This window comes from Jeotgalibaca sp. MA1X17-3 (genome assembly GCF_021513155.1).
Lineage (GTDB): Bacteria > Bacillota > Bacilli > Lactobacillales > Aerococcaceae > Jeotgalibaca.
This window is the reverse complement of sequence record NZ_CP090983.1, coordinates 971,969-998,465: the sequence shown is the minus strand read 5'-3', so window position 1 is coordinate 998,465 and position 26,497 is coordinate 971,969. Positions and strand designations below refer to the sequence as shown.

26 protein-coding genes and 2 pseudogenes are annotated in these 26,497 nt (G+C 34.3%); 9 read left to right on the top strand and 19 right to left on the bottom strand.

From position 1 onward, the window contains the following. Positions 1-354 precede the first annotated feature (354 nt). From LZ578_RS04975 to coaA, 15 genes and pseudogenes are all read right to left on the bottom strand, one after another. Positions 355-1,137, bottom strand: a pseudogene (locus LZ578_RS04975) (F0F1 ATP synthase subunit gamma); the annotation flags it as partial. A gap of 117 nt (positions 1,138-1,254) precedes the next feature. Continuing rightward, positions 1,255-2,766: an alternate F1F0 ATPase, F1 subunit alpha gene (locus LZ578_RS04970; RefSeq protein ID WP_235146202.1), complete on the bottom strand. Its 1,512-nt coding sequence runs from the start codon at positions 2,764-2,766 to the stop codon at positions 1,255-1,257. Positions 2,767-2,955: 189 nt separating this feature from the next. Continuing rightward, a complete protein-coding gene (locus LZ578_RS04965; RefSeq protein WP_235146201.1) occupies positions 2,956-3,258 on the bottom strand; it encodes a hypothetical protein in 303 nt (100 codons plus the stop codon). A 41-nt stretch (positions 3,259-3,299) separates the two neighbouring features. After that, a complete protein-coding gene (locus LZ578_RS04960; RefSeq protein WP_235146200.1) occupies positions 3,300-3,530 on the bottom strand; it encodes a hypothetical protein in 231 nt (76 codons plus the stop codon). A 3-nt stretch (positions 3,531-3,533) separates the two neighbouring features. Then, the gene (locus tag LZ578_RS04955; RefSeq protein ID WP_235146199.1) at positions 3,534-3,800 is read right to left on the bottom strand and encodes a F0F1 ATP synthase subunit C; all 267 of its coding nucleotides are present in this window, start codon (positions 3,798-3,800) and stop codon (positions 3,534-3,536) included. An 11-nt stretch (positions 3,801-3,811) separates the two neighbouring features. Next, positions 3,812-4,519: a F0F1 ATP synthase subunit A gene (locus tag LZ578_RS04950; protein ID WP_235146198.1), complete on the bottom strand. Its 708-nt coding sequence runs from the start codon at positions 4,517-4,519 to the stop codon at positions 3,812-3,814. Between the two features lie 4 nt (positions 4,520-4,523). After that, positions 4,524-4,802: an ATP synthase subunit I gene (locus LZ578_RS04945; RefSeq protein ID WP_235146197.1), complete on the bottom strand. Its 279-nt coding sequence runs from the start codon at positions 4,800-4,802 to the stop codon at positions 4,524-4,526. An 8-nt stretch (positions 4,803-4,810) separates the two neighbouring features. Further along, positions 4,811-5,086 carry an AtpZ/AtpI family protein gene (locus LZ578_RS04940; RefSeq protein ID WP_255763974.1) on the bottom strand — a complete coding sequence of 92 codons (276 nt, stop codon included), beginning with the start codon at positions 5,084-5,086 and terminating at the stop codon, positions 4,811-4,813. 30 nt (positions 5,087-5,116) lie between these two features. Continuing rightward, complete coding sequence (locus tag LZ578_RS04935) at positions 5,117-5,506, bottom strand: hypothetical protein (RefSeq protein WP_235146196.1); 390 nt, start codon at positions 5,504-5,506, stop codon at positions 5,117-5,119. Then, positions 5,496-6,908 (bottom strand): F0F1 ATP synthase subunit beta, encoded by a 1,413-nt coding sequence (gene atpD, locus LZ578_RS04930; RefSeq protein WP_396326690.1) that lies wholly within the window; start codon positions 6,906-6,908, stop codon positions 5,496-5,498. The genes LZ578_RS04935 and atpD overlap by 11 nt, the downstream gene beginning before the upstream one ends. A 612-nt stretch (positions 6,909-7,520) precedes the next feature. Beyond that, positions 7,521-8,513, bottom strand: coding sequence for an L-glyceraldehyde 3-phosphate reductase (mgrA, locus tag LZ578_RS04925; protein WP_235146194.1), 993 nt, complete (start codon positions 8,511-8,513; stop codon positions 7,521-7,523). 69 nt (positions 8,514-8,582) lie between these two features. Continuing rightward, on the bottom strand, positions 8,583-9,548 hold the full coding sequence (locus LZ578_RS04920; protein WP_235146193.1) for a Gfo/Idh/MocA family protein: 966 nt from the start codon (positions 9,546-9,548) through the stop codon (positions 8,583-8,585). A 450-nt stretch (positions 9,549-9,998) separates the two neighbouring features. Continuing rightward, positions 9,999-11,423: a hypothetical protein gene (locus tag LZ578_RS04915; protein ID WP_235146192.1), complete on the bottom strand. Its 1,425-nt coding sequence runs from the start codon at positions 11,421-11,423 to the stop codon at positions 9,999-10,001. Positions 11,424-12,103: 680 nt separating this feature from the next. Further along, positions 12,104-13,657 carry a glutamine-hydrolyzing GMP synthase gene (guaA, locus tag LZ578_RS04910; protein ID WP_311198600.1) on the bottom strand — a complete coding sequence of 518 codons (1,554 nt, stop codon included), beginning with the start codon at positions 13,655-13,657 and terminating at the stop codon, positions 12,104-12,106. Positions 13,658-13,716: 59 nt separating this feature from the next. Then, a complete protein-coding gene (gene coaA, locus LZ578_RS04905; protein WP_235146191.1) occupies positions 13,717-14,640 on the bottom strand; it encodes a type I pantothenate kinase in 924 nt (307 codons plus the stop codon). Between the two features lie 234 nt (positions 14,641-14,874). Here coaA and LZ578_RS04900 point away from each other — a divergent pair, with 234 nt between their 5' ends. The 6 genes and pseudogenes from LZ578_RS04900 to fni all read left to right on the top strand — a co-directional run bounded on the left by LZ578_RS04900 (position 14,875) and on the right by fni (position 20,666). Further along, positions 14,875-15,108, top strand: a complete 234-nt coding sequence (locus tag LZ578_RS04900; protein ID WP_235146190.1) for a hypothetical protein — start codon at positions 14,875-14,877, stop codon at positions 15,106-15,108. 39 nt (positions 15,109-15,147) lie between these two features. After that, the gene (locus LZ578_RS04895) at positions 15,148-16,509 is read left to right on the top strand and encodes a tripartite tricarboxylate transporter permease (protein WP_235146189.1); all 1,362 of its coding nucleotides are present in this window, start codon (positions 15,148-15,150) and stop codon (positions 16,507-16,509) included. A 17-nt stretch (positions 16,510-16,526) separates the two neighbouring features. Further along, positions 16,527-17,482 (top strand): annotated as a pseudogene (mvk, locus tag LZ578_RS04890) (mevalonate kinase). Then, positions 17,479-18,477 (top strand): diphosphomevalonate decarboxylase, encoded by a 999-nt coding sequence (gene mvaD / locus LZ578_RS04885; RefSeq protein ID WP_235146188.1) that lies wholly within the window; start codon positions 17,479-17,481, stop codon positions 18,475-18,477. Before mvk ends, mvaD begins: the two are co-directional and overlap by 4 nt. 22 nt (positions 18,478-18,499) lie before the next feature. Beyond that, positions 18,500-19,573: a phosphomevalonate kinase gene (locus tag LZ578_RS04880; protein ID WP_235146401.1), complete on the top strand. Its 1,074-nt coding sequence runs from the start codon at positions 18,500-18,502 to the stop codon at positions 19,571-19,573. 22 nt (positions 19,574-19,595) lie between these two features. Continuing rightward, positions 19,596-20,666 carry a type 2 isopentenyl-diphosphate Delta-isomerase gene (gene fni, locus LZ578_RS04875; protein WP_235146187.1) on the top strand — a complete coding sequence of 357 codons (1,071 nt, stop codon included), beginning with the start codon at positions 19,596-19,598 and terminating at the stop codon, positions 20,664-20,666. 46 nt (positions 20,667-20,712) lie between these two features. On the opposite strand, the gene LZ578_RS04870 is transcribed toward fni, so the two are convergent. Together LZ578_RS04870 and LZ578_RS04865 are read right to left on the bottom strand one after the other, a co-directional pair. Further along, the gene (locus LZ578_RS04870; protein WP_235146186.1) at positions 20,713-21,036 is read right to left on the bottom strand and encodes an AzlD domain-containing protein; all 324 of its coding nucleotides are present in this window, start codon (positions 21,034-21,036) and stop codon (positions 20,713-20,715) included. Next, on the bottom strand, positions 21,026-21,733 hold the full coding sequence (locus tag LZ578_RS04865) for an AzlC family ABC transporter permease (protein WP_235146185.1): 708 nt from the start codon (positions 21,731-21,733) through the stop codon (positions 21,026-21,028). The genes LZ578_RS04870 and LZ578_RS04865 overlap by 11 nt, the downstream gene beginning before the upstream one ends. A 135-nt stretch (positions 21,734-21,868) precedes the next feature. Between LZ578_RS04865 and LZ578_RS04860 the strand changes: the two genes are divergently transcribed. Then, on the top strand, positions 21,869-22,570 hold the full coding sequence (locus tag LZ578_RS04860) for an MgtC/SapB family protein (RefSeq protein ID WP_235146184.1): 702 nt from the start codon (positions 21,869-21,871) through the stop codon (positions 22,568-22,570). A gap of 59 nt (positions 22,571-22,629) precedes the next feature. Here LZ578_RS04860 and LZ578_RS04855 read toward each other — a convergent pair whose 3' ends face one another. After that, positions 22,630-23,931: a pyrimidine-nucleoside phosphorylase gene (locus tag LZ578_RS04855; protein ID WP_235146183.1), complete on the bottom strand. Its 1,302-nt coding sequence runs from the start codon at positions 23,929-23,931 to the stop codon at positions 22,630-22,632. A 43-nt stretch (positions 23,932-23,974) separates the two neighbouring features. Continuing rightward, positions 23,975-24,652: a ribose-5-phosphate isomerase RpiA gene (gene rpiA, locus LZ578_RS04850; protein ID WP_235146400.1), complete on the bottom strand. Its 678-nt coding sequence runs from the start codon at positions 24,650-24,652 to the stop codon at positions 23,975-23,977. Positions 24,653-24,852: 200 nt separating this feature from the next. On the opposite strand from rpiA, the gene LZ578_RS04845 reads away from it, so the two are divergent. Beyond that, the gene (locus LZ578_RS04845) at positions 24,853-25,533 is read left to right on the top strand and encodes a serine dehydratase beta chain (protein WP_235146182.1); all 681 of its coding nucleotides are present in this window, start codon (positions 24,853-24,855) and stop codon (positions 25,531-25,533) included. 14 nt (positions 25,534-25,547) lie between these two features. Next, positions 25,548-26,462: an L-serine ammonia-lyase, iron-sulfur-dependent, subunit alpha gene (gene sdaAA / locus LZ578_RS04840; protein ID WP_235146181.1), complete on the top strand. Its 915-nt coding sequence runs from the start codon at positions 25,548-25,550 to the stop codon at positions 26,460-26,462. Positions 26,463-26,497 lie beyond the last annotated feature (35 nt).

The window sequence follows — 26,497 nt, the reverse complement described above, 5'->3', positions numbered from 1 at the left end:
TTACTGTATAACTACAATATTGATAAAAATATGAAAGTCTTATTTCAACACATTTTTCATTGTGTGGATAAATTTCAAAAGAATACCAGTACCTTATCCTTCTACTTCACTATTTTTAACTAAAGTACATCTATCTTTATTATAGATTTTTTTCTGCAATTTTCAACTTTCTTTATTTCAAGTTCTCCTAGCTATAAGCTCATGAAAAGATTAAATACATAGAAAATACCCTGATTTAAGATCGAATCAGGGTATCTTTTTGTATATGTATTTTTTCAAGTAATAACTGCACTATTTCAACTATATTTTATTTATGAACTCTATAATTTTATTTATATTAACAGATTTTTATGATTAATCTTGAGATTTGCTTATGGCTTTGAAACCAGAAATAATATCATTTAATTCTTCAGTAATACTATTTTGTCTTTGCCTTCTGTAATCAAAATTTAATTCCTCGAGTCTTTCTTCTATATTTTTTTCAGCAGCTTTCATTGAAGAGAGTCTACTTGCATTTTCAGATGCAAGAGAATAACAAAAAGCTCTATACAATGTAATGAAAAAATATTGTCGGACAAGATCGGATATTAATTTTTCTCTATTAGTAAAATAAGTAGGTATTCTATTGGAATCCCACTCTATTTCTTTTTTTGAAAATTCCAGTAAATCTATTGGGAATAAAACTTCGCTCTCTTCTTCGAAAGTAGTTCTATCTTTAGGCTTATTATAATGTAACAGAACTTTCTCTATCGAATATTGGTCTCTTAACTCATCTATTCTTAAAAAAATAATATGTACCATTTTAGTTATAGCTTCTATCGTTTGAGGTGCTTTAAAAAGATCAACAACATTTAAATCATCTTGAATCCTTTGAAATACCTGTTGTCCTATTATGATACTTTTATTAACTTCATTATTTGGAATGTTTTTTATACTATAAGTTGTCATTCTCTCATTAAATCTTCCAGCCAAGCCATGGTCAGAGCCAAATATAATATGCAAATTACTACCTTTTTCTTCTTGACTACTTATTTTTTCTTGACTACTTATTTTTTCTTGACTACTTATTTCTTCTTGCTCAGAAAAAATAATGTATAATGATTTATCTAACACACCCTTATACTGCCATGAAGCATTCGCAGCATTTTGAAATTAGGTTATGTTGCTAGAAGCATAAGCTTTCATAGTACCTACTATAGATTGAAGACTTTCCGCAGAATTAATGTTATTTTTTAATTTTTGCAAAGTTTCCATTTATAGTTTAAACTCCATTTCCAATAATTTTTTCATTCTTTTTAGAAAAGCATCTTTGGTACTATCATCGATAGCTTCAGGTTGTAATAAAGCAGTACGGAAATCATAATCTTTTTTTACTTCATTTCTTATTAAATCTTCTGCTTCAGATATATCTTCTAAGTCAATTTTATCTAATAGTCCATTCGTTACGGCCATTAACACTCCAATTTGCTCAGTAACTTCTATTGGAGAATGTTGACCTTGATTTAAAACTGCTCTAATTCTTCTTCCTCTAACAAGAGTTTCTTTAGTTTTTTCGTCAAGTCTTGTTCCAAAGCTGGCAAATGACTCTAACTCTTCAAACTGAGAATAGGTAAGTTTTAAGGCACTAGTAATTGATCTATAAGATGGAATTTGTGTCTTTGCTCCTATTCTAGATACAGATGTACCTATATTCACGGCAGGTAAATTGCCCTTTTGAAATAATTTGGGAGAAAGATAAATTTGCCCATCCGTAATAGAAATTAAGTTAGTAGAAATATAAGCTGACAAATTCTCAGCCTGGGTTTCTATAATAGGCAATGATGTAATACTACCACCGCCATATTCCTCTCGCAAGTGCGTCGATCTTTCAAGAAGTCTCGAGTGAATATAAAATATATCTCCGGGGAAAGCTTCTCTTCCGGGAGGTCTTTCAAGAAGTAAAGAAAGCTCTCTATATGATCTAGCATGTCTTGTAAGGTCATCATATACAATTAAGACATCTTTACCCTTCTCCATGAAATATTCTCCTAGAGATGTCGCTGCATAAGGCGCAATATACGCTACTCCTGGGGGATCTTCTGAACCAGCTATCATTACGATTGTATAGTCCATAGCACCATTTCTTTTTAATGTTTCTATAGTTTTAGAAACAGATGTTGTTTGCTGACCTATAGCACAATAGATACAAATGACATCTTCACCTTTTTGATTAATAATCGTATCAATAGCAATCGTAGTTTTCCCCGTTTGCCTATCACCTAAAATCAATTCCCTTTGTCCTCGGCCAATTGGAACAACACTATCAATTATTTTTATTCCAGTTTGTAGTGGAATATTTACAGGAGCCCTTTTCATTATAGAAGGAGATTCTCTTTCAACAGGTAGATGTTTCTGTATATTTACAGGTCCCTTATTGTCTAAAATTACTCCCAAAGGACTAATGACTCTGCCTAAAAAATCATCAGATACTGGTATATCTGCAACAGAAAAGGTTCTTTTGACTATATCTCCGGCTTTAATATTGTAGAAATCTCCAAGGAGAACAACTCCAATACTATTTGGATCCAAGTTAAAGGCCATCCCCATAACCTCGCCCGGGAATTCAATTAATTCTTGATTTTTTACAACTCTGAGTCCCTTTACAACCGCTATACCACTATCTACAGAAATAACTGTTCCACTTTCTTCTATATTGTTTTTTTTCAAATCTTCTTTTAGTGATTCATCAATCGCTTTATCTAAATAGGACAGTTGTTTGTTTAACATATACATACTCCTATAAATTTTGGCTTTCTAATACATCTATTATATTTTCTTCAACTTCATCCAAGTATTTCTTTATACTGCTATGAACCGTATACGTTTCTAAATTTAGCTCATATCCAAGGATTAATTTTTCATTTATTTCATAATTGATTTGTTCTATATTTGCAATTTTTTCTTTTAGTATTAATTCTATATCTTTTTTTCATCCTTAGACAATTCTTTAGAACTATATAAATTTATATTTCTGCTTTCATCTAATATCTCTTTATTTGGAACGTTTTCGTTTATATGTACTAAATCATTTATAAATGACTTATAAACTTCATCTTCTAATTCTTTGGAAGAAATAGTCGCTAAGATTTTAGAGGCTATTTGAACAGCATTTTTTCCTAATTCCATTCTTAATCTTTTAATAAAGTATTCTTTTTCTTCTTCTACTTCTTCTATATAATTTTTGCGTTTGTTATTGGCTTCTTCTTCATATTCTTCCAATAAACTGTTTTTCTTCTCTAAAGCTTCTTCTCGATAGTTTGCTAGAATACTCTTTTTTCACTCTCTATATCTTCTATTTTATCATCGTAAGTTTTAATTAATTCTTCTGCTTCACTCATCTTACTGTCAGCTGCTTTTTCAGCCTTTAAAATTCTTTCTTTTCTATCCGCCATAGCTTTTGTTATTGGCTTGTAAAAAAAATATTGTAAGATAATCAAAAGTACAAAAAAGTTAACTATTTGTGCTGCGATTTCAAACCAACTTATCTCCATAATTTACCCCACCACTAAATTCCAAAACGGATTAGCAAAAAGCAGAATCATGGCAATTACAAAACAATAGATAGCCGTAGATTCAATCATAGCCAATCCTACAAAGAGAGTTCTAGTAATTGTATTTGATTCATCTGGCTGTTGAGCTATTGACTTTAATGCTTGTGAAACAGCTTTTCCCTGACCTAATGCTGGTGCTATTGATCCTAGAGCCATAGTTATTCCTGCAATAATTATTGACGTCATACCAATTAGTCCTATATTATCCATAATATTCCTCCTTATTTACTTTCTTCATTGTCTAAGTCTAAGTCCAATTTTTCTTTTTGGTTTTTTGTAACCGATGCTATATATACGATAGCTAAAATCGCGAATATATAAGCTTGAATGATTCCTGTTAAAAGTCCTAATGCTTGTATAACAATCGGAAAAAATAACGGGATTACTCCCAATAATATTGCTACAACAACACTTGAACTCATCACATTTCCATATAAACGAATAGCAAGTGACAGGGTTCGTGAAATTTCGCCAATTATATTAAACGGTAGCATAATAATTGTCGGTTTAATATACTCTTTTAAATACCCTATAACACCTCTGTCGGATATTCCATAAAACGGTACTGCTAAAAATACGCAGAGAGACAAGGCAATCGTAGTATTTAAGGAACCTGTCGGTGGTTTAAATCCTGGAATAATCGATAACACGTTTGAAGCCAATATAAATATAAATAAAGTTCCAATAAAAGGAAGATATCTCCCTGGCTCTTCCTGACTTATTTGTTTAATTTGAGTATTGATAGTTTCTATTAACGCTTCCAAAATATTTTGGCCTTTAGAAACCTTTTTCCCGGTTTTAATAGTTCTAGTAATCAAAAAGGATACTAAAATTAATATCAACATTGTGAGCCATGTAAATACTAAGGTAGCTGTAATCCTAACAAATCCCCATTCAAAGTACACGATCTGACTTGGATCGATATTCATTAAATCACTCCCTTTTTGTGTCTGGCTTGGATGGATCCTTTTTTATTTTAGACACCATAATCATTCGAACGATCATGATTGCTAGAAATCCTAATAAAATATTTTTAAAGCCTGCTTGTGCTAAGTAATACAATCCTGTTAATAATATCCCCATTCTAAAAATAAACGAGAGAATCATAAATAGACCAGGGCTTTTAACATGATTAAATTTTTGTGTAGTATAGTACAGTCCACCAAAATATAAAATGCCTATTAATAAACCTATTAAAAATGAAACAATCATATGCTCTCCTATTCTTTGTTATTATTTTCATTCAGCCAACGCCATGTATTAAAAGCTCCAACAATAACACCCACAAAGATAAGCGTTAACGTCCAAGAGAAACTTGTCTCAACTTTTTTATCTAAGTATGTACCCAAAGCTATTCCTAAAAGTGTCGGTACAGCAATAGACCAACCTACAATTCCAAAAAGACCTAAGCCAAACATTATTTCTTTTCCGTCTTCCTTAGATTTTAATTTTTTATTAGCATCTTTCTCTATTTCATTTAAAAGTTCTTCATCCAGTGATTTTTTTTAGACAAGATATCACTTCCTTTATTTATCCAATTCCATAAATCTTCTGACCGTATCTACTTCAAGTTTTATGAGAACTTCTTGAGCTTTTCTTTCTCTCTCATCCATAACTTCTAAATCTTTGCGAACGGTATCTGCAACGTTTTCTAAAGAGTCACCTTTTATAGCTTGAAAACAAGTGAGATAAACGACATCACCCTCTTTTACAATAACTCCTTGGCTGATGGCATAGTACCGATCTATTTCATCATCTGGTACTATATTTATAACTAATATACCTGCTTTCAGACTCCACGTACCGTCAACATGATTAGGTAAGATCTGAAATACTCCCTCTACTCCTGGTGCAGTTATTTTTAATACATCTTTATCTAGTATGGTTTTATAAGGGAGCATAATCTTAAGTCTCATTTATGTTCTCCCTTTCTTTTCTTTTTTTAATAGCTTCGTCAATATTACCAATTAAATATAAATCAGTTTCTTCATAATCTTTAAATTCATCATTTAAAATTCTTTCACAGCCTTCTAGAGCATCGTCTAAATTAACTAAGCGACCTTCTATTCCCGTTATATCTTCTGTGGAGAAAAAAGGTTGAGTTAAAAATCTTTCTAATCTTCTAGCTCTATTCACTATATTTCTATCTTCTTCTGAAAGCTCTTCTATCCCTAACATGGCGATGATATCTTTCAATTCTTCATAAACGGCCAACGTTCTTTTAATTTCCCTGGCTATATGATAGTGTCTTTCTCCTATTACAGATTTATTCAACATTTTAGAAGATGAGTTTAAAGGATCTATGGCAGGAAATAAGCCTTCACTAGCTCTTTTTCTAGATAATACTACTGATGCAGATAAATGTGAAAATGTGTGAGTGGCAGAAGGATCTGTAAAATCATCAGCTGGAACATAGACTGCCTGTATAGAAGTAATCGCTCCTGAAGAAGTACTAGCTATCCTTTCTTGTAGTTCTGAAAGTTCACTTGCTAAGGTAGGTTGATACCCCACTCTAGAAGGCATTTTACCCATAAGTCCAGAAACTTCAGAACCAGCTTGAATAAATCTGAAAATATTATCAATTAAAAGCAGAACATCTTTTTTCTCTTCATCACGAAAGTGCTCTGCCATTGTAAGGGCAGAGTGACCAACTCTAAATCTTGCTCCAGGTGGTTCATTCATTTGCGCAAATATAAGGACTGCATTTTTTAATACGTTGGCTTCTTGAACTTCACGATAAAGTTCCTCTGCTTCTCTAGATCGTTCCCCAATGCCACAAAAAATACTATATCCTTTCGTTTTTTGAGCTGTATTATTTATAAGTTCGGTTATAAGAACGGTTTTCCCTACACCAGCTCCTCCAAATAACCCAGCTTTCTCACCCCGTGCAAGAGGTGTTAGTACATCTATAGCTTTTATTCCTGTTTCAAACATTTCATCTGAAGTACTTCTTTTAGAAAAAGGCAACGGCTTTTGATGGATGGATTTTCTTACTACATCCCCCATGTCATCATCACCACTTAGTACATTACCAAAAACATCAAACATTTTTCCCAATGTTTTTGTGCCTACTGGTACATTTATCGGAGCACCTGTATCTATTATTGCATCTCCTCTAGAAATACCTCCCGTATAAGTCAGGGCAATAGCTCTTATAGTTTTAACATCTACATAAGAAGATACTTCCAAAATGATCTCGTTATGATCTCCAGTAGTTAATTTATTATTAATGAGTGGAATTTCATCATTAAAAACAGCCTGAACAACACTCCCTCTTATCGAGCTAATAAAACCTTTATTAAGTTTATTCATAGGCATTCTCCTTATTTAATCAAATAGTTATTAAATAATCTCTTTGTCAACTTAATTTTTTTGCATAATCTGTTATATTCTTCAAATACTTACCCTAACTAGTAAAATAAGTGGTACATACATTATGTACGATTTGAACGTCTGTATGATTTCTCTTTACAAGGACGTCACAGTTATTTTAGTAGGTTTAAGATCTATTATTCCCTATAGATTTAAAGCGGTTTCATTTGAGAGTGTTTTTTTCTACCTAGGTTGTCATTCAAAGTATATATAATAAAAAAACACTATTATACAATAATGTCTCAATAGTCTATCCAACGAAACCATCTGATACCACTAAAAATAATATTGTTTTTATAATGTTTCGAAAGATTGTGAAGCTTGTGCATTAATTATAACATAACCACACAAAACTAAAGCGAATAATCAAGTTTTATCGGGTATTGAGTACTATTTGAATCATGGATACGAAATATATGGGTTCATCCAAACCGTATTAAATTATATTGATAGATGGTAAGCCCATAACCAAAAAAACACTCTGTTTAGGGAGTGTTTTTTTGTCCTTCAAATCTAGTTTTTTTCTACATTATCCTCATTTGGAACCAAGCTTAATGATTACCTTTTTAGGATTTGATTAATATCCTCTAATTCTTTTTCACTAAATTCAAGGTTTTCAAGAGCTTTTACATTTTCTATTATTTGCTCTTTTTTACTTGCTCCAATGATTACAGATGTTACTTTATCTTTTCTAAGAACCCATGCAAGGGCCATTTGAGCGAGACTTTGATTTCTAGATACTGCAAGATCTTGTAAATTTTGAATTTGACTAAGCTTTTCTTTGGTAATATCACTTTTTTCAAGAAAAGTATTTTCTTTATCTGCTCTTGAATCTTTTGGGATTCCTTTTAAATATTTACTAGTTAGCATTCCTTGGGCAAGAGGTGAATATGCAATTGATCCTAGTCCTTCATCTTTTAGTACATCTTGAAGCCCATCTTCTATCCATCTATCAAACATCGAATAGGAAGGTTGATGAATTAAAGGATTTACTCCTAAATCTTTTAAAACTTTAACTGCTTCTTTTGTCTCTTCTGCATTATAGTTAGAGATCCCTACATACAATGCTTTACCTCTTTTAACAATATCCGCCAAAGCTCCCATCGTTTCTTCAATTGGAGTATCTGGATCTGGTCTATGAGAATAAAAGATATCAAAATAATCAAGTCCCGTTCTTTCTAGGCTTTGATCAAGACTTGCCATCATAGATTTGCGGGAGCCAAAATTACCATAAGGCCCTAGCCACATCTCGTAACCTGCTTTAGAAGATATTATCATTTCATCTCTATAGGATGCTAACTCTTTTTTTAAAATTCTTCCGAAAGTCTTTTCCGCAGAACCAGCTGGTGGTCCATAATTATTTGCTAAATCAAAGTGAGTGATTCCTAAGTCAAAAGCTGTCGTTACCATTTCCTTACTGTTCTCATAAGAATCTACGTCACCAAAATTGTGCCATAAACCAAGAGACATCGCTGGAAGCATTAAACCACTGGATCCACATCGGTTATATTTCATATTCTCATATCTATTTTGTTTTGCGTTGTAATTCATAATCATCCTCCTATTGTATTATTGAATTGATGTTTAAAAAGTTTAACTAAGAGCTCCAATTTTTTTTAATTATGATTCCAATGATTTTTGATATATTTCCTCAACTAAACGAACACAGGTCTCCGTCATTTTTTCACTCATAATTGGAGATTGAATGAGACCTTTATGGATACAATCAGATACGTGATTGATTTCGTAAACCATTTCTGGGACTTCATCATAGGTTACTGTTTTACTTTCTCCAGTTTTGTGATGATCAATCGTTACTTGATTGGAACTCCAGAATTTTTTAATGGTAATTTTAGCATCATCAAAGTAGAAATTTGCTTCATTATTTGTTTGTACAATCATGGACAGTTGGCTTGACACTAATAAATCATTATTAAAACTAAAAGAGATCGTCGCGTCATCAATTTCCTTTTTGCTACCCAAGTGATATAAAGCCTTGTATTCAAATTTTGGCATATCCAATAAGTAAAGTAAGGGTTCTATAATATAAGAAGCCGAACTAAAGAGAACTCCCGCTTGATGTCGGTCATACATCCAATGGCTTTTAGGATGATTGACTAACCAAGAAGCATTTAAGGTTGCTTGTCGTAATCGTCCAAACTCTTCGTCTTTAATCTTTTCTTTCACATAATTTATGCTTGGTAAAAACACTGCTTTTTGGGCTTCCATTAGAAATAGCCCTTGTTTTTTAGCATAAGCAAAAGCCTCCGTGGCATGCGCTGCTTGAAGCACCATTGGCTTTTCACAAACGACATGCTTTTGATGAGATAAAGCTTCCATTATTTGCAGAAAATGCTGATCATTTATAGTAGCAATATAAACAACATCTACTTGTGGGTCTTCATATACTTCTTTATAACTACCGTAAGCTTTTTTTATTCCAAGTTCATTTGCCATTTTTTGAGCCTTTGATAAATTTGAAGCGCCGATGGCAACAGCTTGTGAATGATTGCTTTCTTTTAGTGCTGCCACAAACCTTGGTACGATACTTGCGGAAGAAATGATTCCATAGTTTAATATTTTCATTGTTATCACCCAGTTTTAGTATAACATTATCATTGAGAAACAAAGATAAGTTGAATTTTAAAATATAAAAAAGCCCCCAAAATTAGATTTTACTCTAACTTTTGGGGTCAGTACCTATTTAAGATTTCCACTTGGATTTTTTTCCAATGAATCATAGCCACTAAATCCTTATCAGAATTTTTTATGAAAACTATATTAATCTACTAACAAATAATATCACGGGTAACTTCATTTTTCGCCAATAATTTAATTTTAAGGAAATTAAACGCTAATTGAATACAAGTCAGTACTCTAAAAAAGGTGAAAAAAATAAATTATGTGAAATACTCAAAGACTAGGTATATTATCATTGAAATTACGGTAAGTGAAAAAAACTATTTATTATTTTAAAATTCTCATGAATTCATTTTGTTTACGCTGTAGTAATTAAACCTAAAAATGAAAAATTAGTTAATTATCTGGAATCAGAATTAAATCTGCCTGTCCTTTTTCTACAAAAAATGAAAAATCATTGTTTGCTGCTCTAATCATTCTTGTTGAAAATGTTTGTTCTCCATTTAAGTAAAAAATAATTATATCATTATTTAATACTATCTTTAAGTCAATGTACTCTTCATCTTTTATTATTTTCATAGTTGATAAAGGATCTGATTTTTCAATATACTTTAAAGAAGTATTATAAAAAGAAATTTCATTATCTTCAAATAAAATATTCAATGAGGATTGTCCCTCATTATCAACATCAAAAGCAAAACCAAATTTGGCATCATCATCATAGGTTATTTTAGCTTTCAATATACCGAAATCTCCTTTTGATGTGAAACGAGTTTGATTTTCGGTTTTTCCAACTATTTCAATATCCTTTTTATCGTCTAGAAATTTTTCAATCTCTACTGGTAGTGAAGCTGTTAAATTTCCTTGTTCATCTTGACTTAATTGATGGACGGCAAGATTACCACCCCAATTATATCCTTTATTATCATCATGCTGTTCTTTTGTCGGAATCCATGCAAAAACAAATAAGTTTCCGTTATCATCTTGCTGAATTTGACCGGCATAAAAAGCATTAGAATCCCAATGATCGATATTGGTCGGTTTTTCAAAGGTATCTTCCAATGAATCTGCTATACGATAATGAGTCACTCGATCTGGCCATTGATCCGAAAAAGAAAGATACCATTTTTCATTATAATACACTAAAGATGGACATTCTAAGTTTCCATCGGAATCCATATCATTTTCAAAAAACACTCCACCATCTGTCCATTCTTTTAAATCTTCAGATTCATACTTGGCAATCACACCTTTATTATTTTTTCTTGTCGTTATCAACATCCAATATTTTTCTTCCACATCGTTATAAAAAACAAAAGGATCTCTAAAATCATCTCTTTCATATTGTTCGGACCCATAAAAGGTGTCATTTTCTTGTTTATCCCAGTCTTTTAGATTCTTGGATGTTGCATGCATAATAGCTTCCTTTGGATTAAGGTCACCATTGTGGGCGGTATAAAAGGCATGATATTGTTTATCATGTCCCTCTATGATTGAGCCAGTTCCTAAAGCTCTTTCTTGAGAATCTTCCTCGTTGACATATGGAATTACTAGGCCTTTATCAGTATAATTGATAAAATCTTTTGTAGTAAATAATGAGAAGGGATGAAATCCTATTTCTCCATCTCTATGATCTTCTAAATAAAATATTTGCCATTGTTTCCCATCATAAAAAGGCATAACATCCCCTACCCATGAATCGTGTGACCTCGGATTAGGATTCGTAGTAACATTTTTTGATAAAAGCTTTTTTCCACCTCCAAAATATATAACCGTAGTAATGACTAAAATAATAAGTGATATCTTAATTATATTTTTCATAATTTCTCCTATCTTTAATCTGTTTACTTAAATTTATTAAAATAATCTATCAAACAATTTTTTGTTTATAAAAATGATTCCTTTATCAATAGATTTACTCCGACAAATTATTTGAATACTTTCCTATTACTGTTTCGAATTCAAATAAAATGATTCATGTAATGAAGCTTTACTTATAGTTAATATACACTTATATCAAAATAAAGTGGAAACGTTTCCGAACTAAATAAATAATAGCATTGTAATGCTTTTCTGTCAATAAAACATTCGCTGATAAAATTACTTCATCAAGCGATTAAATTTATAATTAGAAGGTTAATTTGGTAAACATGAATTTTCTATTATTCTATCTGAATTACGTTATATTCTTTCTCCATATACTGTTCAAAACGGTTTAGTATGTACAGAGATTGATATACTTTTTTGCTCTACACATAACTAGCTGATTAAGCTAAAAATCAGCAATTGCCTCACTTATAAGCACAAAAAAACACCCCTTTCTAACCTGTAATTTACAAGTTAAAAAAGGATGTTAATATGTCTGTTCTACTTTAGTTATCTACTAGTAAAAACACTATTAATAGTAGCATATATAATCAGCATTTTCGTATATTCCATACTTCTAAACCACTGCTATAACAACACTTTCAAGGAGTGTACCTATACCTATTTAATAAAGATTACTCCCACTCAATAGTAGCTGGTGGCTTGCTCGTAATGTCATACACGATTCGATTAACATGATCGACTTCGTTTACGATGCGTTGTGAGATTTTATTTAATACTTCATAGGGGATTCGTGCCCAATCAGAAGTCATTCCATCGATAGACGTTACGGCACGGATTCCTACTGTGTAATCATACGTACGTCCGTCTCCCATTACTCCTACACTACGGATTCCTGGTAAGACCGTAAAGTATTGCCATACATCTCTTTCCAGTCCAGCATTTGCGATTTCTTCATGAAGAATTGCATCTGATTCACGAACAATTTCCAACTTTTCTTCTGTGATTTCACCTAATACTCGAATTCCTAGACCAGGTCCTGGGAACGGTTGGCGCCATACAATGCTGTCTGGCATGCCTAATTTTGTTCCTAGTTCACGAACTTCATCTTTAAATAAAGTATTTAACGGTTCAATTAGTTTGAATTGCATATCTTTTGGTAACCCACCCACATTATGATGAGACTTAATGGTTTGTGCAGTTTCTGTTCCACTTTCAATTACATCTGTATATAGGGTTCCTTGTGCAAGGAAATCAATTCCTTCTAGTTTGGTTGCTTCATCGTCAAAGACATAAATGAATTCATTTCCAATAATTTTACGTTTTTGTTCTGGGTCACTTACACCTGCAAGCTTATCTAAGAAACGTTTTTGTGCATCCACTTTAATAATGTTTAACCCAAACTTACCGGATAAACTTTCCATTACCTGCTTGCCTTCATTTTTGCGCAACAAGCCGTGATCCACAAAAATACAAGTCAATTGATCACCAATTGCTTTTTGTAATAAGACTCCCACAACAGAGGAATCCACTCCACCAGATAAGGCTAACAGTACTTTTTTGTCGCCTACTGTTTCACGGATTTTATTAATTTCAATATCAATAAAGTCTTCAATAGACCAATCACCTTTAGAACCACAAATATCAAAAACAAAATTGCGTAACATTTCATTCCCATGAACGGAATGACGGACTTCTGGGTGGAACTGTACACCGTAAAAGTCACGTTCCACATTTGAAAATGCTGCTACTGGACAATGAGCATTGGTTGCGACTACTTCAAAGCCAACAGGAATATCGACAACTAAATCACCATGACTCATCAAAACAGTTTCTTGCTCATCCAAATCTTTAAACAAAGGATTCTGTCTTTGCATGATTTCAATGGTAGCCTGACCAAATTCACGATTTTCAGATTTCTTTACTGTTCCACCGAAAGCTACGGTCATTAATTGCATACCGTAGCATACTCCTAAGATTGGTAATCCTAAATCATAGATTGCTTCATCAACGGTAAAGGCACCCTCCTCATAAACACTATTCGGGCCTCCTGAAAAAATAATTCCTTTTACGTTGTCCATCTGCTTAATCTCTTCCGCAGTTGTTCGATGTGAAAGTAATTCGGAGAACACGCCAAATTCGCGAATTCTGCGAGTAATTAATTGGTTAAATTGACTTCCAAAATCTAATACAATAATTTTTTCCATTGATGCTAAATCTTTTGTCATGTTTGTCCCTCCATCATTTCATAGTTTCATTATAATCGTTTGACACTCTAAAATCAGTACTAATATTTTTTGATGTGTAAATAGTCAATATAATGATTATCTGATTTATGGATAATTAAATCCGCACGCGACATGGTTGGTCGAATGTACTCTTCTAAGTTTTTTAAATTCACTTTTTTCCAAACGTCTTTTGCCATCGCAATCGCATCGCTACGATTTCCCACTGCATAATTATAGTAGTAGTTATCTTCTCGATTTTTCGCTAGGTCCATCAACATTTCAAATCGTTCCAAATACCACTTCTCAATATTTTCTTGTTCCGCATCTACATAAATAGAAAAATCAAAAAAATCACTTACATAAATTTGTTGCCGTGAAGGTAATTGCAAAACATTAATCCCTTCTACAATCAAAATATCTGGCAGATTCATATACTCATACTCATCAGGTACAATATCATAAATATGGTGAGAATAAATCGGTAATTTTACATCTGTCTTACCCGTTTTGATATCCAGCAAAAATTGAATTAATTTTTCCATGTCATAACTCTCTGGAAACCCTTTGCGATTCATTATTCCACGATCTTTTAAAACGGCATTCGGATATAAAAATCCATCTGTAGTAATCATCTCAATCTTTTTATCCGTATAAAATTTTTGTAATAGATTCTGAAGTACTCGAGCAGTTGTACTTTTCCCGACCGCAACACTTCCTGTAACTCCAATAATTAAAGGAGCGGGTTCGTATGGACGAGTTAAAAACTTACTTTTTGATCTTCTTAAATTCCGATAGTTTTTTTGATACAGGTCAATCATTTCTACTAATGGAACATAAATATCTTTCACATCATCTAATGAAAGTTTATCATTCAGTGAAAGTAAGCTTTTTAATTTCTCTTCTGATAAGAGCGGAATGGAGTCTTCATGAAACGTTTTCCATTCATTTCTATCAATCTGATAGTAATTACGATTCTCAATCATTCTTTATCCTTCCATCAACAAGCACTTTTTCGTTTATTGTAACATACTTCTCTAACATTTCACTTCCTAAACTTTATAATTTTAGGATAGAAAGGATGGAAAAAGTAATTTCAATATGGGTATAGTTCTTTCCTTACCTTTAAGTTTTATTAAAATCCAGCCTGTTTTGTTTACATTCCTACAAGGCTTCGCTAAAATAAATGTACATAACAATATTGAGGGGAGCAACCACACATGAAAAAACAAGAAAAGTATCTGGAATTATGGGGAGACTTAGTTGGACTAAAGGATATGGTCCTTGCTATTTTCATTTCAAGTTTGTGTACAATGTCAGGGTTTTTCCTTGCACCAAGCGGTAATACAACGAGACAGTTATTTTATGGATTGGCTGGTGCCGTTTTAGCTTTGATCCTTAATACTGTATTCATCAAACCAAAACGTTTCATTAAAAAACAAACTCATCAATAGAGGAGTACTCAAAAATTTTATAACGAAGAGGAGTATATAATGGACTACGTAATTTTGTTTCAAATGATTTTAGCGGCTTTGGGGGCAACCGTATTATATACCCTGATTGGATTTATTCCAGGAACTGATGAAACGTCTGTCTTAATGCCGATTACTTTAGCTGTCGTTCTTTCCGGAGTTTCACCCATCGTCGTGTTAACTTTTTTCATTTCAGCTATTATTGCTTTAAACTTAATGAATGCTATGCCAACTCTTGTTGTTGGTTTACCCGGCGGAGTTCTTTCCACGCCGATGATTGGCCACTCGCTTACGATGAAAAAAGCAGGTCTGACACATGAAAATATTAAAAAAGCTGCGGTTGGTTCTCTTATCGGAGTATTGGTTTCCGTACCAATCAGTTTACTAATCGCAAGTCTGATCGCCCCTTACGCTGAATCTATTAAAGGATATGCGAGTTGGCTTTTCGTCATAGGTGCTATTTTTCTATCTTTAATGGGGAAATCAAAAACACTTTCCTTAATTATGATTATTCCTCTTGCTCTCCTTTTCCAAAGTTTACGAACTTTGTATTGGGATTTAGGGATTGTTCCTTTTGAAAAAAACATTACAACTTCCTTCTTCCTTGGTATTACGGTAGGTCCTCTATTAGTAAGCTTACTTTCATTTCTAATCAAGTCTACTCGAGAATCAGTTGAAACCGATCAACTTAAAGAAACGATCATTCCATCTATTGAAAATAAACGCGACTCTATTAATCCATTTAAAATTGTAAATCGAAAAGAAAGTAGTAGTGCAGTAGTTGCTTCTTTTTTCTCGACTTTTCTTTTTGTCTTGAGCCCGGTTGGAATTACGATTCTATTTGGAGAATTAGTTGGAAAAAGAGAAAAGGATCCATTGAAACGCGCGAGTACATCTATTGTCACGATGAGTGCCTTAGCTCAATCAACCTATTTATCAGGAATTATTATTAGTGTCGTCGCACTTGGACTCCCTCTTTCACCTGCTGCAATTGGTCCGGGTGGCGCCTTGTTTACTGCTCCTCCTGTTTTTACTTTGGAAAATAACATTCATCACATCTTATCTACCGGTGAGTTAACTCTAGCAATCCTTGTGGGAACCGTAATTACCATCAGTATCGTTTATTTTTTAGCGATTCGCTATGCAACTTCGATTACAGCGGTGGTCTTAACGAAAATCCCTCATGAAGCAGTACTTGCGCTCTTTATTGGCTTAGTTATTTTATTAGCGTATATGGATGCAGGATTATTAAATGTATTTGGAGTGATTTTAATTGGTTTCATTTGTGGATCTCTCAATAATTTAGGGATCAACTATGGGATTCAGTTTATGACACTCTATGCGGCACCGTTTATCGTATCTTGGTTTATGCAAGGATCATAAATTTTATAAAAAGGAAGATGATTATGGACGAAATATCCGCTCTTGGAAGAGCACACGGAAAAATTATTTTAATGGGAGAGCATGCTGTCGTTTATGGAGAGCCGTCCATTGCCTTACCATTCCCTGCAGTTGAAGTACAAGTATCTGTTAAAAATATAGACGGACCGCTACGAGTAGACTGTTCTTTTTATCATGGAATTGCAGATGAAATGCCTGAAGTATTAGAAAGTTTACGGATTGCGATTCAATCTGCCTTAACCTCCCTTGATAAACCTTATGCACATATAGCCATTGAAATTGAAAGCTCCATCCCTCCAGAAAGAGGTATGGGTTCAAGTGCTGCAGTTGCGGTCGCAGTCACACGAGCCATTTACCGATATTTTAATCATGATTTGGAAATGTCTACCCTACTAGATTTAGTCCATATTTCTGAAAAAATAGCACATGGAAATCCGAGTGGTTTGGATGCTGCCATGACAAGCGGAAACACTCCTTTATACTATCGCAAGGGTCAGCCTTTTATACCTTTCCAATTAAATATGAATGGATATTTAGTGGTTGGAGATACGGGTGTGACGGGCCAAACAAAAGAAGCAGTTCAAAGTATTGCTGACAAGTTAGCTACTACAGAAAAAGAAACAACTCAGAAACGAATTCATGAATTAGGTGTTCTCGCTGAGGATGCCAAGAAGGCTTTACAAAAAGACAATCCTGTGGCTTTAGGAGAAGCAATGAATCACGCTCACCTACTCCTTTCTCAATTAGGAGTCTCCAATGATGAGTTAAACCATCTAGTCCTTACTGCCAAAAGAGCCGGTGCTCTAGGTGCTAAGCTAACCGGTGGCGGTCGGGGTGGCTGTATGATTGCTCTTTCAAAATCAGCAGCAGGTGCAAAAAAATTCAAGAAGCATTGGAAGATGCTGGTGCTATACAAACATGGAACATATCACTTAAACAGGAGGCTGACGAATGAAGCAAGCCGCAGTTCGTGCCCATACAAATATTGCTTTAATTAAGTACTGGGGAAAAAGAGACGAACATCTTTTTCTTCCCGTTAATAGTAGTTTATCTCTTACTCTAGACAAACTTTTTACCGACACACTTGTATGTTTTGATCCGTCTTTAACAGAAGATTTATTTTATTTAAATGGTACAAAACAAAATCAAATGGAAACTCAAAAAATTAGTCGTTTTATTAATTTGTTTAGAGATCAAACCGATGTAAAAGATTTTGTACGTGTAGAAAGTATAAACCATGTCCCTACTGCTGCTGGATTAGCCTCTTCTGCTTCTGCCTTTGCTGCTTTAGCTGGTGCTGCCAATATCGCTAGTGGTTTACAATTAGAGCCACAAGCCCTCTCCACTTATGCAAGACGTGGAAGTGGGAGTTCGACTCGGAGTTTGTTCGGTGGATTTGTGGAATGGAACAAAGGAACAAATTCAGATGATTCTATGGCTATTCAAATTGATGATGCCAACTGGGATATCGGAATGGTTATCGTTGCCGTAAATACTTCTGAAAAGAAAGTTTCTAGCCGTGAAGGAATGAAACGAACGGTTGAGACCTCTCCCTTCTATTCTGTCTGGGAAGAAACAGCAGAAGCAGATTTAGTGGAGATTAAACAAGCAATTTCTAACCAAGATTTTCAAACGTTAGGTGAAATAACAGAACGAAACGGTATGAAGATGCATGGTACGATGTTAGGCGCAACCCCACCGCTTTCTTATTGGGAACCTGCCAGCATTCAAGCCATCCAAATTGTGAAGCATTTGAGAGAACAAGGCGTTCTCTGTTATGTTACAATGGATGCCGGACCAAATGTAAAAGTACTCTGCAGACTTTCAGAAGCAGACAAAATTAAAGAGGCTTTACTAGAAAAATTTTCAGACGATCAACTATTGATTACGGGACCCGGAAAAGGAATTCGTGAATTAACAGCAGATGAAAAATCTGTTTACAGCTGGTAGTCAAAAAGAAAGGAAGAGCAAATTGATACAAGCGAGCGCACCAGGTAAATTATTTGTAGCTGGAGAATATGCTGTGGTTACAAATAATCATCCTGCTATCTTAGTAGCCGTGAATCAGTTTATTACGGTTTCACTAGAAGAAGCTGAAGAACAAGGATCCATTCATTCTTCATTAAACGGAGGTTTGCCTATCCCATGGACTAGGCAGGATGGAACATTGTATATCGATGAACGAGAAAATCCTTTTATTTACATTACACAAGCTGTAAAAATCACGGATCAATATATACAAGAAAATGGCAAAGAGTTACTTTATTTTCACCTTACCGTCAAAAGTGAGTTGGATGACTCTAAAGGAAAGAAATATGGCTTAGGTTCTAGTGGTGCAGTAACCGTGGCAACCATTAAAGCCCTTCTTCAATTTTATGAGTTAGACTATACTCCAGAACTTATTTATAAATTAGCTGCTCTTGCCCATTTATCCGTAAATAGTAATGGATCTTTAGGTGATATCGCAGCTAGTTCATATACCGGTTGGATTGCCTATTCTTGCTTCGATCGTGAATGGGTTTTAGACCAAAAAAGTAAAAAAACAATTCAGGAATTAGTAAGCATCCCTTGGCCTGACTTAATGATTGAGCCACTTACCTTACCAAATGACATTGAATTCCTTGTAGGATGGACCGGTTCGCCAGCTTCAACTACTTTATTAGTAGATAAAGTAAATAATAGGCGTGGAAGCTTAAAAGATTTTTATCCACAATTTTTAAAGAAAAGTAAAGATGTTGTCGGTGAAATCATTCATTCATTTAAAGACAAAGATTTTTCTGGCATAAAAAATGGAATTGTTCATAATCGTACTCTACTAAGAGAGTTGTCTCAACGTACACAGGTACAAATTGAAACTGAATTATTAACTAGTTTAATTGAAATTGCTGAACAACATGGTGGAGCCGCAAAAAGTTCGGGTGCAGGTGGCGGAGATTGTGGAATTGTATTAATTGAATCAAACAAGAATATTTCATCGCTCTTATCCCAATGGGAACAAGCAGGTATTCAGCCACTCTCATTAAAAGTATATCAAGAATCTCAATAAAAAAGAGGAAAGGAAGTCTTTCATGAATATTGATTCTAATCGAAAAGATCAGCATGTAGAACTTGCTCAAGCACAGTATAACCAGAGCAGTGAATCTGATTTTCAAAAAGTTCGCTTCATTCATCATTCATTCCCACAAATAAGTACGCAAGATGTTTCTTTACAGACTACCCTTTTGGGTCATAAGATGGAACTTCCTTTTTACATAAATGGAATGACCGGTGGAAGTAAAAAAACAAAAATAATTAATGAAAAATTAGCTATCGTTGCAAAAGAATGTGGATTGGCAATGGCTTCGGGGTCCTTAAGTGCGGCCATCAAAAATCCGGATTTAGAAGATAGTTTTAAAGTTATTCGCAATGTTAATCCAGATGGTTTTGTTATGGCTAACATTGGAGCTCATCATTCTTGGGAAAACGCGAAACGTGCGGTGGATATCTTGGATGCAAATGGGCTTCAAATTCATATTAATGCACCACAAGAATTAGTTATGCCTGAAGGAGATCGTGACTTTTCAATGTGGCTTTCTCAAATTGAAAAAATGGTTCAAAATGTGGGTGTTCCTGTTCTAGTCAAAGAAGTTGGCTTTGGAATGAGTCGAGAAACGATCGAACAACTTATTCAAGTCGGGGTTACATCTGTTGATGTATCTGGAAAAGGTGGAACTAATTTTGCGGCTATCGAAAATGCTCGCCGTACTACTTTCTCTTATGACGATTTAGAAAATTGGGGACAATCTACGGTTGTTTCTTTACTAGAAGCTACTGAACTATCTAACCAAGTTCACGTCCTTGCATCTGGTGGTATAAAAACTCCTTTTGATATTATTAAAGCACTCAGTTTAGGAGCCGAAGCAGTTGGTTTATCGGGACAATTTTTGCATATGGTTGTAGAAGATGGACCAGAGAAAACAATCGAAACGATTCAAGCTTGGAAAGAAAAAATGATTTCGATTATGACTCTTTTAGGTAAAAAAAGTGTCCTCGAATTAAAAGAAACGGATTTGATATTCCAAAGAGATATCATCGATTGGTGCGAGATGCGTGGAATTGATTACCGTACCTTCGCTATTCGTTCCAATCATTATTTATAGAAAAAAGAGGTAAGGGATTTTTTCCCTTACCTCTTTTTTTATTGGTTTATAATAACCATACTAGTAAACTAATGGATACCATTCCCATTAGAATCGAAAAAATCATATTTTTATTTTTGTAGGCAACAATCATCGTTAAAACAGAAGGAATCAGCTTTATATTTTCTATAATATTCAGTTCGAAATTTCCATTCCAGAAAAAAATATCCGTTGCGATTAAAGATGCAAAAATAGAAATTGGTAAATAAAACATTAGTTTTCCAAACCATACTGGCATCCGTGCATTCTTTAAAACAAGAAGAGGAAGTAAACGTGGCAGATAGGTTAAAGTGCCAGCTGCTACAATAAATAGTAATAAACTAGTTTTCATAGATACGTCCTCTTTTCTTTTCTTTTAATGTTTCTAAATACAAACCAAACAGAGAAGCGAGAACAGAAGCAATCAAAATAGAAATCGTATTTTGTAGGAGAAGCATGAAAATAATGGCAAAAATAATAGCAGAAATAGCTGTCCATAAAATAATTCGATTCTCTATTTGGGTTACTAATAAATAAATGAACATGGCTGTTAACATATAGTTCATTACCAGAGTAGATACTTCTAACGTATTTCCTGCTATTGCACCAATGAATGTACTAATAACCCACGTTAGATAAGGTAGTGTTCCAGCCGCCAAGGCTTTATTGGGGGTCCAATCCGAATGGTTTCTAAAATGTATGGTGTTGATACCAAATGATTCATCGGTAATCGTTTGTGCAAATACAAAATGAAACAAAGATGATTCATCTTTCACTCTACTTGCTAAGCTAGAACTCATTAGTAGATGTCTTAAATTAATAAAAAATACCATAAATAAAATTTCGAGAAGTCCAGCTCCACTCAACATCATTCCAGCTATCATGAATTGAGACGCTCCCCCATAAAGTAAAATACTCGTCAAGAGTACAGCGAAAGCACCAAAACCGGATTGTTGCATAACAATTCCACAGGCAATTCCGATTGGAAAATAGCTGATACAAATCGGTAGAGTTGTTTTCACACCTTCCAGCCATTCTTCTTTTTTCATTATGTAATTGCCTCCTATCATTTTTAAATCGTAATCAATATTCTAGCATAGATTTACAATTTGTATATGCTATTCTTGTACTTTTGACTGGTTATTAGCTAAAATGAAAGCAACAAAGCATTGGAGGAGAAAAGGATGTATGATTTAGATTATTTAGAAATTACTTTTCGCTTATTAATTGCTGCCCTTATTGGAAGTGCCATTGGTTTCGAACGTGAAAGTACACATCAAGCAGCTGGTTTACGAACAAATATGTTAGTTTGTCTTGCTTCTTGTATTTTAACCATCATCCAAATGGAAGTTTCCTTTTTTATCATGCGTCTTAGTTTAGATAATCCTGATTTACAACCCATTTTAACAACTGATTTTGCTAGAATTCCTGCTCAAATCGTTAGTGGAGTTGGTTTTCTTGGTGCTGGAGCGATTCTCATTACCAAATCCGATATGGTAATGGGATTAACAACTGCTGCCACTATTTGGGCGGTTGCTGGTCTAGGTATTGCTGTAGGATATGGATATTACTTTCTTTCTGTTTTGGCTTGTTTGATTATGCTTCTTGTACTTTATGCTTTAAAGAAAATCGTTCGTACTCATGAAATATTCAAACTGGATATCGTTCTTCAAAATAGAGACGCCATCCAATCTTTCAATAAGCTTTTTAAGGAAAATTATTTAAAAACGAGTGGTGAGGATTTTAAAATGGAACGCACAGCTGATGGTTATACGTATCATGTAACCTATGATGTTTTTATTCCTCCTTCTTTTAATCGCAATGATTTAATTGATGAATTTTTAGCCGTTAGTGAATCTATTATAAAAATTTCATTTAGAGAATAATCTTCCATTAAAAAAGCTACTTACCATTCGTTTTTCTTACGAATGGCAAGTAGCTTATTTTAATCAGTTATTGTTTCATGAATGAGTGTTAGATGTATTTGTTCTTTACCAATTGAATATGCTTCTCGAACCATCTTTTCAGATTGTTCAAATTTTTCTGTGTTAGCATACAACGTAACTAATACATCTCCTTTACTAACAGGATCTCCAACTTTTTTCAATACTTTTAAGCCTGCAGCCAAATCAATCTTCGATTCTTTAGTTGCACGTCCGGCCCCTAGCTCCATTGCAGCTCTTCCAATTAAATCAGCAATAATTTCTGTTACAAAGCCATCTTCCTCAGCTTGTATATTCTTTTGGAATTTTGCTTGTGGTAATCGCTGGTAGTCATCAATCACTCGTGAGTCTCCACCTTGATTTTCAATGAATTCTTTGAACTTTTCCAAAGCTTCTCCGCTATGTAACTTTTCTTTCAACATTGTTTTTGCTTGAGAAATACTTTCTGCTTTTCCGCCAAGATAAACCATTTGTGCACCTAACTCCAAGCATAATTCCTCTAAGTCAGAAGGTCCTCTTCCCTTCAATGTTTCGATAGCTTCTTCAACTTCCAAAGCATTTCCTACTGCAATTCCCAATGGTTGATTCATATCAGAAATAATAGCCATTGTATTTCTACCTGCTAGTTTTCCAATGGTCACCATTGCATGAGCTAGTTCTTCTGCTTTTTCAGTTGTTTTCATAAAGGCACCTGCGCCTACCTTCACATCCAAGACAATTGCATCTGCACCAGAAGCAATTTTTTTACTCATAATAGAACTAGCAATCAACGGTAATGAATCGACTGTACTCGTCACATCACGTAATGCATACAATTTTTTATCAGCAGGACAAAGATTTCCCGATTGTCCAATAACAGCAATCTTATGACGATTTACTAAATCAATAAACTCTTCTTGATCCATTTCAATGTGAAAACCAGGGATCGCTTCTAATTTATCAATCGTTCCACCTGTATGACCTAAGCCTCTACCACTCATTTTTGCAACTGGAACACCCACACTTGCAACTAATGGAGCTAAGATAAGAGTAGTCGTATCTCCCACTCCGCCAGTAGAATGTTTATCTACCTTGATTCCTTCTATTTTTGAAAGATCAATTTGATCACCCGATTCAGCAATCGCTACTGTTAGCGCCATACGTTCATGATCCGTCATATCATTAAAATAAACAGCCATTGCCCAAGCACTGACTTGATAATCTGGAATCTCATCGTTCGTGTACCCTTCCATAATATATTGAATCTCATTTTTCGTAAGTTCTTTCTTTTCTTGTTTTTTCTTAATTAGTTCTACCATTCTCATTGATCAATCATCCCTTTCTGATTTTAAAATAAAGTAAATGTTTTTAAAATGTAGATTCTCTTACTTCTACTCCTTTTTCTGAACCAATTAAGACGGTTTGAACACGATTCAAGAAAAGTCCATGCTCCACAATACCCGTCATTCGATCTAGTTCTTCAGCTAGTGCATGAGGATTTTCAATAACTCCCAAATGTAAATCAATAATATAGTTATTCTCATCGGTTAAATAATTCGTTCCGTCTGCTTGTTTACGGAAGGTTGGTTTGTACCCTTTTTCTTCTAATATACGGAATACTTGTTGGGAACCATATTTAATGACCTCAAGAGGTAAAGGAAATGCCCCCAATTGCTCCACCATTTTTGATTGATCTACAATCCAAACAACTTTTTTGGAATGATTTGCGACTATTTTTTCATAAAGATGTGCAGCACCACCACCTTTTATTCCTTGGAAATCGTTGCTAATTTCATCTGCCCCATCTACAGTAAGGTCAATTTGTGCTACTTCATCTACACTTTTTAATGGAATCCCCAAAGCAAGAGCTTGTTCTTGCGTACGATCTGAAGTAGTCACTCCTATAATTCTTAATCCTTCTTCATTGATCAGACGACCTAATTCTTCTACAAAAAAATAAGCAGTTGATCCGGTTCCCAACCCAACAATCATATCATTTTTGATATATTCTGCTGCTTTTATCCCTACCATTTTTTTTAAATTCATCATTTCACCTAATCCTTTTACTCATTTTCGATATGTTCATTATATCATAAGCGTTGGTTTTTTAGAGAGACTGTAAATGAAATCTTTATGAGAAAATCATTTCCTCCCCTTCTTTTCATCTATGCCTAATACTTTTGAGTTATAATAGCGGATGGAAAGTAAAATAAACAGTTAGAATAGGAAAGTAAGGTGAGGTTTGGATGGCTAATACGTATCACAGTGTGTTTGATATCATTGGACCGATTATGGTTGGTCCTTCCAGTTCCCACACTGCAGGGGCATTATCTTTAGGAAAAGCTGCTGCTCAATTATTTACGCATATACCCAAAAAAATAATCATCCATTACTATGAATCTTTTGCAGATACGCATTTAGGACATGGAACAGATTTTGCGATATTAGGTGGGATTTTAGGGTTAGCTGCCGATGATCCTTTACTTCCAAAATCTATTGAAATGGCACGATCTCAAAATATTGAAGTTTCCTTTATTGAAGAAAAAGGTGAATCTCCCATTGGTCATCCAAATACCGCAAAAATGATTTTAGAAAGAGATGACCTTCAAATCGTAGTTACAGGTTGCTCTATTGGAGGAGGTTCTATTCAGCTGAATGAGGTTGAATTAGAGGATTTCAAAATGACTATTAATGGAAATTTGCCTCTTTTCTTTATTAAGCAAAACATTTTTCATCAAAATTTATATTCTATGGATGACTGGAATTTGTTTTTCAGTCAGAAAAACTATCATCTTTCTGATATACGAATATTCCGTGAGCAAAGTTCCGAGTGGATTGTCCTTTACTTGGAGACTTCTCCTTCACAAGAAATGATGGAAGAGATTAACCAATTATTATTCGTCGAACAAGCAATCTTGATTAGATAGGAGAACATATCATTATGTATCAACTTGTAAAAGAACTCGTGTTAGATGCTGAACAAAAGCAGGTTCCTATTTCCGAATTGATGGTCCGTCAAGAAATGGAAAAAACACATCGAAGTCGGGAAGATATCTGGGAGCAGATGCGCAAAAATTATCGTGTAATGAAAGAAGCAGTTGAAAAAGGATTAACCGATGAGGGAGTGTTTTCACCAACGGGACTTACCGGTGGTGAAGCAGTAAAATTACGAAACTATCGTAAAAAAGGAACTTCACTCTCCGGTGATGACCTCTTAATTGCTGTTGAAAGCGCGATTGCAACTAATGAAGTAAACGCATCTTTAGGAATTATTTGTGCAACCCCTACTGCTGGGTCATCGGGAACCCTTCCCGGCGTAATGTTTGGTATTAAAGATAAATTAGCCTTAACAGAAGACCAAATGATTCAAATGCTTTTTTGTGCTAGTGGATTTGGCATGGTCATTGCTAATAATGCAATGATCTCTGGTGCTGCAGGAGGTTGCCAAGCAGAAGTCGGAAGTGCTTCTGGAATGGCAGCAGCGGCTGCTGTAGAGATTGCAGGAGGTACTCCTGACCAATGTGCAGAAGCAATGGCGATGGCCATAAGTAATCTACTAGGATTAGTTTGTGATCCGGTTGCTGGATTAGTTGAAATTCCATGTGTGAAGCGCAATGCGATTGGAGCTGTGAATGGCTTAATTTCTGCAGATATGGCTTTAGCAGGACTTACCAATAAGATTCCTGCGGATGATGTGATCGATGCCCTTTATCGCATTGGAAAAAGTTTACCTCCCTCTTTGCGAGAAACAGGTTTGGGTGGCTTAGCTGCTACTCGAGAAGGCGTTCGGTTAAAAATGAAAATTTTCGGTACAGAATTAAATGTAAACGAAGATGGATTTTCAATCAATGAATAAATAAAAATAGTGCGAAAACTCTACGGAAGTTTTCG